Below are 11,726 nucleotides of genomic sequence, written 5' to 3' on the forward strand. Positions count from 1 at the left end.
CTTTTATGATGTATTATTCTTGCTCTTCCTCCAAATTAGGGTTATACAGCAGTTCCTCGTTTTGGAAATCGTACAAGGTCAGCTGCCGCAACTCGTAATAAGCCTGCCAGTATTCCTGCAGGGACTGGATATAGCTTCTCCTGTTCGAGTCCTTCTCCTGCTGGGCAATATTGAGGTTCGTGATGTCCACCTTTCCGCTCAGGTAACGCTGCCGCGAAATCTCATACCGTTTGGCCGCCACCTCATCAGCCTTATCACTGATCAAAATCCTACTTCTCAATTGCTGGAAATTCTTGACCCTAGTGAAAATCTCTTGTTCAAAATTGATTACTTCCTGATCGACCGTGTAGTTCACTAACTCTTTATTTGCCTTGGCGATTCCCATTCGAGCCTTATTTCTGCCCCAATCCAGCACTGGTACACTCACCCCTAAACTTACGACCGCCTGTTGGTCTGGGTTTTCATACACACCACCCCACGTCTGCGCTGCATTGTTATACCCATACCGTGCATTTAGACTCATGTTAAACCGCTGGCCTTTTGCTCTGGCCACCTCCGCATCTGCCTGAAGTCGCTGGATCTTAAAGTTAACTGCATCAGAGCTATTTTCAAAAGCCAAGTTTATGGCCTTGTCCACATCCACGACAAAATCAGGGATTTCATCAGGCAAAACCAGGTCAAACTGGGTGTTTTCATTCAAGCCAATATAAGACCTCAAGGCAAGTGCAGATGACTCTAGGGACAATTGTGCCGAGGTTAAATCCTGATCCGCTTGGAGTACCTGTAGCTCCACTTGGAGCAATTGGTCCTCTGTGGTCGTACCGATATTATACCGGCCTTTCTCAATTTTATAGATCGCTTCGGTATTGGTCTTGTTTTGCATCGCAATATCGTACCCTACCTGGGCTACCAAATAATTAAAAAACAACTGCGTGGCCCTTTGACTGATCTGCTCCATTTCCTCTACATAGCTTTTCTTGCTTTCTTCATATCGTAAAGGCTCTATTTTCTTGTCCCATTTCAATTGGTTAAAGGCAAAAATCGGCTGGTAGAGCTGGATATTTACAGGAACGCCCTGCCATTGGGTCCTTTGATCTGGGTTATCAGTCAGGTAATTATCAAACCTTGTTGCCGACGTATTGATGGATACTTCTCCACCAGTCAGCGCTATGGACTGCTCCAAGCCAAGACCAACATCCACTGTACTTTGTTCAAGTGGTAAATATTCTATCGATCCATCATTTTGTTCTACCCCTCGAACTTCCTGGGAATAACTCGGAAGGGTACCATTTAATCTCAACTGCGGATTATAATTGGACTTGTAAAACCGGTATTGCCAGTAGTTGTTTTGCCGCTGGGTTTCGGCCCTTAGTGCAGCAGGAGATACGGACTTTGCCCGGGCAATAATGTCCTGCAAGGTATATTTGATCCTTTCCTGCCCATTCACTTGGCACGGAACACTAAACATCAAACAGAAAATAAAAACGAAGAATGTGATTTGCTTATTCATGTCTTAAAGAAGTTATCGGGTCCTGGCTCGCGGCGCGTTTGGCCGGAGCTATTCCAAAAATCAATCCTACGGTAGCGGCCACACTAAAGGAGACCAAAATAGAAGGTATGGTGATGATGGTGGGAAAATCGCCAAATTGGGAAACAAGGCTGGCCAAAACAATCCCGAGGATCACCCCAATGATCCCTCCGCTGACACTGATCATCATGGCCTCAAAAAGAAACTGGTGAATAATGTCCGTCTTCTGGGCCCCCAGAGCCAACCTGAGGCCTATTTCCTTGATCCGCTCCATTACAGAGGCCAGCATAATGTTCATAATGCCAATCCCCCCTACCAATAAGGAAATCCCAGCAATGGCCCCCAATACAATGTTAAAGATATTTTGGGTACGTTGTTGCTGCTTCAAGAGCAGTTCTGGAATGGTAATCTCAAAGTCAATGACATTATAATGCTTTCGTTCCAGCAACCTGGACAATACTTCAGCCGTCGGGTTAAGCATCCCGCTCTCTTTCACCTGCACCACCAGCTTATCGATTTGATGGTAATTGGTCTGCTTATTGGACGTGTTTTGCTGGACTTCCCCGTTTATAATTACCACGCCCTGCCTACCGGAGACCAAGCTTCCTGAAGTGACCATATCGCGATTTTTATACCGCACGAGCATGGTCTGCATGGGAATATACACGTCCATGTTAAAATCCCGGATCCCCAGTTTGGCGAGGCTTTTATCTGAGACAATTCGCTCCTCCAAGATCCCGATTACCCGCATCCACTGGTTGCCGCATTTGATTCGTTTGCCAATGGCGTTTTCCTTACTGAAAAACTTGGTCTGAACCCCACGGCCGATAATGCACACGGGATCTCCATTGGTAAGGTTGTTTTCCGTAAACATGCTGCCTTCACGCAACTTAAAATTTGTCACATTAAAATATTCCGGTGTCACCCCCACGAGCTTTGCCGAACGCCTGATGCCACTTTTCACAATATGCGTATCCATGATCACCTCTGGACTGATTCGCTGAATACCGGGTATCACCTCTGTGATGGCTTCCACATCCAACATCCTAAGGCCTGGGCTAAATTTGTTTTTTTCGGCACCTGGCCCTGAACCAGGCCCGTCACTTACCTCTTCCTCTACCTGCTCCACGACCGGTTCGATGATGATATTATTTACCCCCACCAGCTTGATCTGCTCCAGGATTTCTTGTTGCGCGCCATTTCCGATCGCCATCATGGCGATCACCGCTGCCACCCCAAAAATAATCCCCAGTGCCGTCAGGAGTGACCTGAGCCTATTGGCCATCACTGCCTCCAAGGCACTGTAAAAATTAGACATAAGTCTTGGTCCAAACATAAGTCAACAATTAAGAGTTTGAAGCTTTCTTACCTGACTTTGCCTCTTCGGCGCCCTGTCTCGGGCCACGTGGACCACCCTTACCAGGCGTATTAGGTGTAGATTGGGTGGGTTTTTCCCCTTCCTCTTTTAAGTTACGCTTGCCATTTAGCTCTTCCAGCAATTTCACTTCCTGGTTACCACCCCAGTCAGGTATGGACAGGTACACCTTGTCCCCTTCTTCCAAACCAAGCTCTACAATCGCTTCATCATAATTGGACAGTCCAAGTTTTATCTCTTGTTTGACGCCATTGTTCAGGTACACATAATTGATACTATCGTTTTGGACATGCACGGCCTCCAAGGGTACGTATATAGCTTCATCCAGCTCCTGTGCAATGATCGTGTTACTCGTGGTCATGGCAGGGCGCATGACGGGGTCACTTTCATTGACCAATATTTCTACTTCAAACACCTTTGCATCAGAATTTGGACGCTGCTGGCCGACATTGGCCACCCGGGTCACCTTTCCGGTAAATTCCTTTTCAGGAAAAGCATCCAATCCTATCTTCACCTCTTGGCCCACTTTTACTTTCCTGATCTCCACTTCGTTCACATAAGTGATGCTCTGCATTTCTGTCAAATCTGGCAACGTAGCCACCACAGGGTTCCAAGCACTGATCTGGGAGCCTTCGGCAATCTTGTTTCCATCCCAATTGGTCCTGTAAATCACCATACCATCCTGCGGAGCGGTGATGTTAAATTCTTCCAATAGGTCATTCATCGCCTGGAATTCACGCTCTTCTTTACGAAGCCTTGCCGTCCGTTCAGCCATTTTGGCAAGGGCTTGATTAAACTTGATCTTATAGTTCTGTCTGGCTTGGTCCAAATCACGTTCGGCTTTTTCCAAATCGTATTCATTTTGCTTGATCGTCGCCGGTGGCTCGTACTGGGACTGCTCCAGTACTAATTTCTTTTGCTCCACATTGTACTCCAGATTAAGGATGTTGTCCCGCTCCTGACGAAGCGTCAGCGCAGTATCCAATTTGGCCTGCTCATACTGCGCCACCTCAGAATCCAAATTGTTCTGGCCATCACTGAGTTTTCCAAAGAGTTCTGACTTATCGAGTGAAGCAATGAAATCCCCTTTTTTCACAACAGTTCCTTCATCCACCATTCGCTCTATCGTAAGCTGGTTTACACGAAACTCCCGCGCCCTAGTGGGACCCATGATCATGACCGAGCGCAATGCCTTTAGCTCACCAGTCGTGGCTATCTCAACGGTAAATTTTCCTTTCTCTACCGGAACGATGATATCTGCTCCATCCCCGGAGGCAGTGGGAGAAAAAATAAAGTACAGGACCAATATGGCCACCACACTTCCAACCGCTACAAATAATAAATTCTTTTTCATGACAGTTTCACTGTTAGGTGTATTTATAGATTATTGTTTACAAAATTAAATTTTTAAAAACTAAGCACCGTCCCAACTAAATTCAAATATAGCCATTGACATAATAATTCAAACTAAAACCTTAATTAATAAATGTTAAATTTAAATGCAATGATTTGTTATCTTGCGGCAAAATCTCCAAAAACGGGCGTTTATGAAGTCTATCATCAGTTTTATCATTAGATATATTCCTCGAAGTTTTTTGCAGCACATCAGTCATATATTTTTAAGGATATTGGCTGTTTTCTACCGGGGACACGATGTTAGTTGTCCCGTCTGTAAGCGGGAATTCAGTAAGTTTTTGCCGTATGGCCGCAAAGCAAGGGAAAATGCTCTATGTCCTAAATGCCTTGCACTAGAGCGTCATCGACTCATGTGGCTATTCCTAGAGCAGCAGACCAATTTCTTTGATGCCAAACTTAAGGTCCTTCATATTGCACCGGAACTTTGCTTTATCGATCGCTTCGAAAAGCTTCCCAATATCGAATACATTACGGGCGATATCGAATCCCCACTGGCCAAAGTCAAAATGGACGTCCATCAGATTCCCTTTGAGGACCAGCATTTTGATGTCGTCTTCTGTAACCACGTCATGGAGCATGTCGATGATGACTTATTGGCCTGTAAAGAAATCAACCGTGTACTCAAAAAGGACGGCTGGGGCATCATCCAATCTCCCGTTTATGACATTCCTCAGACCCTCGAAGACAAGAGCGTCACATCTCCTGCCGAGCGTGAAAAGATGTTTGGGCAAAGAGACCATGTGCGAAAATACGGAAATGATTATGCCCAGCGACTCTCCCAATCAGGCCTGAAAGTGCATGAAGACCAATTTGTAAAGACCCTGCCGAAAGAAACCATCACGGCCCATGCCCTACCCCCAAACGAAATCATCTTTTACTGTACCAAAGGGGCAGTTATTTCTTAAGGACCCCACAAACCAGCCCCGCCCCATAGGCTAACAGCTGTCCATAGGACGTCAAAATTGACAAAAAACCGACCTTTAATGAACGGTTGCCGATGGTGGATGACCACAAGACACCAAAGGTCCATAAGCCATAGACAGAAGCTCCCACGGCAAACAATGGAGCGTATATCAAACTACTAAAAACAACGGTTAAAAAACCCAGTAAAAACAAGACAGGCATCAAATGGACCGCTTGAATGGCTCCTGGATGAAACCTATTGACATTCACCCTGTTTTGTCCAAACGAATAACTTTGGCGTAAGAACGAAATAAAATCATTCCTTCGTTTATGGTACACATAAGCCTCTTTGACCAACTCCAAGTTAAATCCATATTTTTTTATCCGTATGCTCAGTTCAATATCTTCCCCCTTGTTCGGATCAATGAAACCTCCAATTGCCGCATACACTTTTTGGGACATCCCCATATTATAACCCCGTGCTTGGTATTTTTTGGGATCTGCCACTTTCCCCCTGATCCCCCCAGTGGTCCAAAAGGAGGTCATACTGAAATTAATGGCTTTTTGAAAAGCAGAAAATCCTTCGGCTGCTTTATCGGGACCTCCATGGGCATGGAGTCCCCGAGAACGAACGGCTTCCGCTAAATTTTCCAAATAGTCTTCAGGAATCACACAATCCGAGTCAAAAAACACAAAATAATCTCCTTTGGCTTGATCCATTCCAAAATTCCGTGCAAATCCCTGCCCTGTATTATTTTGATAGAAATAATGTACTGTTAATTTATCTTGATATTCGCTAACCACCTCCTCACATCCCTCCAACGAGCCATCCTCGACAATAATCACCTCAAACTTGCTGTAAGTCTGACAACAAAGGCTTTGGAGTAATTCTGAAACTTCGTAAGGCCGATTATAAACCGGGATGATGATTGAAAAAAACATCAGTGACCGAAATTTAACTTCTCGTCAATATTATAATCTCCTTTTCTTGAAGAGGTGGAAATCATCATTTCGGCCAAAAATCCTGTCAAAAAGAGCTGCACTCCCACTATTAGCGCTACTAGTGATAAAAAGAACAATGGCTGGTCAGTCACTTCCCTCACTTCAAGGCCAAGCCGCATTCCCCTGATTTTCTGGAACACAAGCCAGCAGGTAATCAAGAATCCACCAAAAAAGGATACGGTTCCCAAAGCCCCAAAGAAGTGCATGGGCTTTTTACGGTACCTATTGACAAAAGACACTGAGATCAGGTCCAGAAAACCGTGAACAAACCTTTCAACCCCAAATTTGGTTGTACCATATTTTCTGGCCCTATGCTCCACTGTTTTCTCTCCGATCTTATTAAAACCGTTCCATTTAGCAATTAGCGGAATATAACGGTGCATTTCCCCGTAAAGGTGAATTTGCTTGACCACTTTGTTTCTATAGGCCTTGAGCCCGCAGTTAAAGTCATGTAGCTTGATTCCTGAGATCAAGCGTGTCACTCCGTTAAAAAATCTTGATGGAACCGTCTTGGTAAAGGGGTCATGGCGCTTTTTCTTCCAGCCAGACACAATATCATACCCTTCTTCCTTTATCATATCGTATAGCGCCGGAATTTCGTCAGGGCTGTCCTGGAGGTCCGCATCCATGGTGATCACCACATCTCCGGACGCCTTGCTAAAACCAATATCCAAAGCAGCTGATTTGCCATAGTTCCGGCTAAAACCAATTGCTTTGATATGACCATTTTGCTTAGCAAGACATTCGATTACTTCCCAGGACTTATCCGAACTGCCATCATTGATAAATATCAATTCATAACTAAAACGGTGCTGATGCATTACACGTCCTATCCACGCGGTCAATTCAGGTAAAGATTCTTCCTCATTGTAAACGGGAACGATAATCGAAACTTGCGTCATTTAACTGTTAATAACTTGGTGTCGGTTCTTTTCTTTTGATGATAGCTCCCAAAATCAATGCACAAATTGCATAGAAGATCAATACAAAGCCAAATGACTTGATTTGGCCTCCAACAGTATATCCATCTAGCATGCCCTGTTTCATCTCATCGATTTGCTCGGTACTCATGGCATCTGCTGCCCCAAAGCTCTCCATAACTTCCATCGTATTCTGCATTTGTTGGTCAGCCAATACTCCTGGTAACGCAGGATCTATCACTTGAAAAAGCAAGAGCTGTCCAAACAATCCTACTATTCCTGCAACGACCAACGTAAAAAAGGAGAATTGAAAAGCAGCGCCAAACGGAATGTATCCTCCCAGCTCTTTCCTATAGCTAAACCCAAATACGAGAACCAATACAAATGACAAAACCAGCAATAGAAGCATCCAACTTGACGCAAGACTGGTAGCATTTATAAAATAAACTACGTAACTGATCACTAACGAAATAAGCCCAATGATCAATCCTGATCTCAGCGCAGCTTTAAAAGGTGTTTCTTGAGTTTCCATATTTACAAAATTTAGTTTTTTATTCTTTTTAAAATTATCGAAATAATAATTGTAAAGAACAATTCCAGTATAAAAATTTTCAAAACCACATCCAACACCACATCGCTAATGGACATGTGCTCATGCTCCGTCATGGCCCTTTCAAAGGCCTCTTTATTGACATTTTCTGTAATATAGACTTCCTTTTCCTGGAGGTAAGCTATTTTATCTGCTTTATAGCTGGTGAATAGATCAGGAGCCATATGCAGGAATAACGCTATTCCCAATGCCGTAATCAAAGCAATCAACCCGTAAACTACAAAGCCAACAGTCATCCCTTGGGCGAATAACATTTCACCATCACCATTGGTATCACGATAGTTTTTTGTTCCTATAAAGACGAAAACAGGGGTGATCAGACAAGCAAATAACAACGTGTAACCAATAGGATCCAAACCTACCCAATGAAGTACCCAAAAGGCCAGCAGGCAAAATCCCCCACCGACTACACCAAACAAATAACTTCCTTTAAAGTACTTAGTCATCCAACCGAGCAAATTTACCTTTGTTGATCACCACTTTCACCTTCCCCTTTAGGCGTTGGTTAAAGAAAGGGGAATTAGCTGCAAGCGATTTATTGGTCTGCTTATTGAACACCCATTCTTCAGATGGATCAAACACTGTAAGGGAGGTCATTTCTTCTTCTAGACTTTTAAGGATCCGAGCTGGTCCGGCAGTAATCTTATCTATCATTAAAGCCCAGCCCAATTTGGCCTCTAAAGACACCAATCCAGGCAAAAAGGCCTGTAGTCCACTCATCCCAAATTCCGCCAGATCAAATTCCATATGTTTGGCATCATAATCCTTGGGTTGGTGATTGGACACAATCGCATCAATGGTACCATCTTTAAGTCCCTCCAATAATGCTTCTTGATCGGGCTTCTCCCTAAACGGAGGCATCACCTTTAAGTTACTGTCATAATCGCTGAGATCCTCATCAACAAAAAGCAGTTGGTACAGTGATACATCAGCAGTGACCTTCAGCCCTTCTGCTTTTGCTTTCTTGATGGCTGCGACACCATTTGCTGTACTTACGGTCTGAAAATGGATACTACCACCCGTATATTTGAGGATTTCAATATTTTTTTGAATAGCAACCTCTTCTGCAAGTGACGGGATACCCTTCATCCCTAAGGAAGTAGATGTAAATCCCTCATGCATCTGACCAAATATGGCCAATAATGGGTCATAGGACTGGTCAAACAACACTCCATCAAACTTCTGGAGGTATTGGAGTACCTTCATCATCCGGTCAGAATTGGAAAGGGGAACAATGCCATCACCAAAAATATTGACCCCATGATGGTGAATGTCCAATATTTCAGTTAAATCTTCACCTTGTGTATCCTTGGTCACCGCCGCTTGGATATGAAACTTGGTCAAAAAGTCCCTGCTTCTGTGTTTTATAAATTCTACTTCACTTTTACTCTGAACAACTGGAGATGTATTGGGCAGCAATACTGCCTGAACAAATCCGGCATGCTGAAGCGCTTGATCTAGGCTTTCAAGGGTCTCTTGATACTCATATCCAGGCTCTCCTACTCCACACCTTAGATCGATCCAACCGGCACTTCCGAGCCACCCTGAACAATCAATCACTTCGTCAAATCCGCTTTCATTTCCATCGTAAGGGCTAATCTTGTTTCCATCATAAGCATAGTTTGATGGGGTTCCGACGGTATCCTTTTGGATTAATTTTAGTGATTTTAGTAGAATTGCCATGCTTAAAATATTTGTGCAAAACTGGCACTTTTTTCTTAAAAAATAAACCTAATAATCCGAAAGATTAAAAAAAGCCCCTTTAATCTATTAAACCCAACCACAAACCCTGTCCGATAATGTAACAAAAAGACGAGTGTCAAGTAAAACCAAAACCTACGTGTACTACGGTGCGTCTTTTGGCTGATCTCTGTGTTATAAAAGACTTCCTTAGCTACGACTAACCGTGTTTTTTGTACCTCGATCTCGTCCAAAATCCACTACCGCCTTACTTAGCTGTTCGGGATTTGTAATCCCGGATCCGCACAATGGGCATTTGTAATCCATCTCTAATCCCGCATTTGTAATGCGAACTGTCGAGAAAGGGTATCTGTAATGTTTCCTTGCTGTGAAGCCAAAAAAATATGACTTGGTCCCTTTTTGATCAAGCAATATTTCTAGGTAGGACGAATGTTGACTTGGTATTTTGAAATAGTTTCAGCTCGTAATAGAAAGGCGAATGCATAATGCGGGTTCACCGCAGGTCCAACCTGCACTTGGTGCCTTTGGGACATTGTGGATCAAGCAATATTTCTGTAAGCAATAAGTTTATGTGCTTATCGAACCAGTGATACGCCACCAAGGCTCCAAGTCACTAAGCAATCATAAATTCTTTCAATTCCAGTTTACAACATCTACTTGGCAGCCAAAAAGAAGGAGTTTGCCTGCATGGGGGAAGGTTTTAATTTTAGCCCAATAGCTGCACACCTGTGCGCCGTGGCGTAGCGGCGGGGTTTTCGGGTTACTTTTTTGACCTGAAGCAAAAAGGCAACAACGGTAGAGGGATGAAAAACCAACCGGGAATTTGGCAAGAAAGATAACTGCCCAAGGAAAAAAGATTGAACACATTTTTCCAAATACACACTAAACTAACCCGCATTAAATGCGGGTTCACCGCAGGTCCAGCATGCACTTGGAGCCTTTGGGACATTGTGGCATTTCTTTAACGGTGGTCTTATCGGTAAGAAAACCGGCAGCCCCAACTTTTCCGCTTGATCAAAATCCCCCATGCCGGATCCCCCGGTCCTACAGGGGCATATAAAAATGAAAAGGCCCACCGCTTGTGCGGTGGGCCTGTATAAAAGCGGGCGGCGACCTACTCTCCCGGGTGTAACCCCAGTACCATCGGCGCGACAGGGCTTAACTTCTCTGTTCGGGATGGGAAGAGGTGGATCCCCCGTGCCATACCACCCTAAGCTCTTCGTCCCATCGACATTTCTCAGGCGACGGAACAATATCTTTATTTCCTTTTTGGCCTTTCGACATTACCAAAGATAATACAACTCCGAACAGGCAAGCTTTCGGGCTATTAGTACTGCTCGGCTATGCCGTCTCCGGCTTTACACCTGCAGCCTATCAACGTCATCGTCTATGACAACCCTGTACGGAAACCTCATCTCGAGGTGGGTTTCGCACTTAGATGCTTTCAGCGCTTATCCCTTCCGGACGTAGCTACCCGGCAGTGCAGTTGGCACCACAACCGGTACACCAGCGGTCCGTCCAACCCGGTCCTCTCGTACTAAGGTCAGATCCTCTCAAGTTTCCCACGCCCGCAACAGATAGGGACCGAACTGTCTCACGACGTTCTGAACCCAGCTCGCGTGCCACTTTAATGGGCGAACAGCCCAACCCTTGGGACCTTCTCCAGCCCCAGGATGTGACGAGCCGACATCGAGGTGCCAAACCTCCCCGTCGATATGAGCTCTTGGGGGAGATCAGCCTGTTATCCCCAGAGTACCTTTTATCCTTTGAGCGACGGCCCTTCCATTCGGTACCGCCGGATCACTATACCCGTGTTTCCACCCTGCTCGGCTTGTCGGCCTCGCAGTCAAGCTCCCTTATGCTATTGCACTCCGCGCACGGTTACCAAGCGTGCTGAGGGAACCTTTGGAAGCCTCCGTTATCCTTTTGGAGGCGACCACCCCAGTCAAACTACCCACCAAGCAATGTCCCCGACATTCGCGGGTTAGACACCCGACAAACAAAGGGCCGTATTTCAACAGTGGCTCCACAACGCCTGGCGACGCCGCTTCACTGCCTCCGGCCTATCCTACACATTGTTTGCCCAATGCCAATGCTAAGCTGCAGTAAAGGTTCATGGGGTCTTTCCGTCCCGTTGCGGGTACGCGGCATCTTCACCGCGACTACAATTTCACCGAGCTCATGGCCGAGACAGTGCCCAGATCGTTACACCATTCGTGCAGGTCGGAACTTACCCGACAAGGAATTTCGCTACCTTAGGACCGTTATAGT

At 45.1% G+C, this 11,726-nt stretch carries 9 protein-coding genes and 2 rRNA genes (1 of these 11 only partly in view); 1 reads left to right on the forward strand and 10 read right to left on the reverse strand.

The features are described from left to right. Positions 1 to 13: 13 nt before the first annotated feature. From FDP09_RS23330 to FDP09_RS23340, 3 genes are read right to left on the reverse strand one after another with little or no spacing between them, the layout of a single operon-like run. The gene (locus FDP09_RS23330) at positions 14 to 1,510 is read right to left on the reverse strand and encodes a TolC family protein (RefSeq protein WP_137404841.1); all 1,497 of its coding nucleotides are present in this window, start codon (positions 1,508 to 1,510) and stop codon (positions 14 to 16) included. Then, on the reverse strand, positions 1,503 to 2,864 hold the full coding sequence (locus FDP09_RS23335) for an ABC transporter permease (RefSeq protein ID WP_137404842.1): 1,362 nt from the start codon (positions 2,862 to 2,864) through the stop codon (positions 1,503 to 1,505). The genes FDP09_RS23330 and FDP09_RS23335 overlap by 8 nt, the downstream gene beginning before the upstream one ends. Before the next feature lie 10 nt (positions 2,865 to 2,874). Beyond that, positions 2,875 to 4,257: an efflux RND transporter periplasmic adaptor subunit gene (locus FDP09_RS23340; RefSeq protein ID WP_137404843.1), complete on the reverse strand. Its 1,383-nt coding sequence runs from the start codon at positions 4,255 to 4,257 to the stop codon at positions 2,875 to 2,877. A gap of 193 nt (positions 4,258 to 4,450) precedes the next feature. Here FDP09_RS23340 and FDP09_RS23345 point away from each other — a divergent pair, with 193 nt between their 5' ends. Further along, positions 4,451 to 5,224, forward strand: coding sequence for a class I SAM-dependent methyltransferase (locus FDP09_RS23345; protein WP_137404844.1), 774 nt, complete (start codon positions 4,451 to 4,453; stop codon positions 5,222 to 5,224). On the opposite strand, the gene FDP09_RS23350 is transcribed toward FDP09_RS23345, so the two are convergent. The 7 genes from FDP09_RS23350 to FDP09_RS23380 all read right to left on the reverse strand — a co-directional run. Further along, entirely contained in the window at positions 5,214 to 6,164 is a 951-nt protein-coding gene (locus FDP09_RS23350) for a glycosyltransferase (RefSeq protein WP_137404845.1), read from the reverse strand. The two genes, FDP09_RS23345 and FDP09_RS23350, sit on opposite strands and share 11 nt — an antisense overlap. Continuing rightward, entirely contained in the window at positions 6,164 to 7,126 is a 963-nt protein-coding gene (locus FDP09_RS23355) for a glycosyltransferase family 2 protein (protein ID WP_137404846.1), read from the reverse strand. The genes FDP09_RS23350 and FDP09_RS23355 overlap by 1 nt, the downstream gene beginning before the upstream one ends. A gap of 7 nt (positions 7,127 to 7,133) precedes the next feature. Beyond that, positions 7,134 to 7,676, reverse strand: coding sequence for a DUF4199 domain-containing protein (locus FDP09_RS23360; RefSeq protein WP_137404847.1), 543 nt, complete (start codon positions 7,674 to 7,676; stop codon positions 7,134 to 7,136). Positions 7,677 to 7,687: 11 nt separating this feature from the next. Continuing rightward, positions 7,688 to 8,200, reverse strand: coding sequence for a DUF4199 domain-containing protein (locus FDP09_RS23365; RefSeq protein WP_137404848.1), 513 nt, complete (start codon positions 8,198 to 8,200; stop codon positions 7,688 to 7,690). Next, complete coding sequence (locus FDP09_RS23370; protein ID WP_137404849.1) at positions 8,193 to 9,437, reverse strand: dihydroorotase; 1,245 nt, start codon at positions 9,435 to 9,437, stop codon at positions 8,193 to 8,195. The genes FDP09_RS23365 and FDP09_RS23370 overlap by 8 nt, the downstream gene beginning before the upstream one ends. Before the next feature lie 1,119 nt (positions 9,438 to 10,556). Next, positions 10,557 to 10,668, reverse strand: a 5S ribosomal RNA gene (gene rrf, locus FDP09_RS23375). Between the two features lie 94 nt (positions 10,669 to 10,762). Continuing rightward, positions 10,763 to 11,726 (reverse strand): 23S ribosomal RNA (locus FDP09_RS23380) (it continues 1,919 nt past the right edge of the window).

The sequence above is a fragment of the Echinicola rosea genome (assembly GCF_005281475.1).
GTDB lineage: Bacteria > Bacteroidota > Bacteroidia > Cytophagales > Cyclobacteriaceae > Echinicola > Echinicola rosea.

Bases quoted from the DNA above. Each gene is read 5' to 3' on its own strand.
- FDP09_RS23330 (WP_137404841.1), bottom strand. From the start codon at position 1,510: ATGAATAAGCAAATCACATTCTTCGTTTTTATTTTCTGTTTGATGTTT.
- FDP09_RS23335 (WP_137404842.1), bottom strand. From the start codon at position 2,864: ATGTTTGGACCAAGACTTATGTCTAATTTTTACAGTGCCTTGGAGGCA.
- FDP09_RS23340 (WP_137404843.1), bottom strand. From the start codon at position 4,257: ATGAAAAAGAATTTATTATTTGTAGCGGTTGGAAGTGTGGTGGCCATA.
- FDP09_RS23345 (WP_137404844.1), top strand. From the start codon at position 4,451: ATGAAGTCTATCATCAGTTTTATCATTAGATATATTCCTCGAAGTTTT.
- FDP09_RS23350 (WP_137404845.1), bottom strand. From the start codon at position 6,164: ATGTTTTTTTCAATCATCATCCCGGTTTATAATCGGCCTTACGAAGTT.
- FDP09_RS23355 (WP_137404846.1), bottom strand. From the start codon at position 7,126: ATGACGCAAGTTTCGATTATCGTTCCCGTTTACAATGAGGAAGAATCT.
- FDP09_RS23360 (WP_137404847.1), bottom strand. From the start codon at position 7,676: ATGGAAACTCAAGAAACACCTTTTAAAGCTGCGCTGAGATCAGGATTG.
- FDP09_RS23365 (WP_137404848.1), bottom strand. From the start codon at position 8,200: ATGACTAAGTACTTTAAAGGAAGTTATTTGTTTGGTGTAGTCGGTGGG.
- FDP09_RS23370 (WP_137404849.1), bottom strand. From the start codon at position 9,437: ATGGCAATTCTACTAAAATCACTAAAATTAATCCAAAAGGATACCGTC.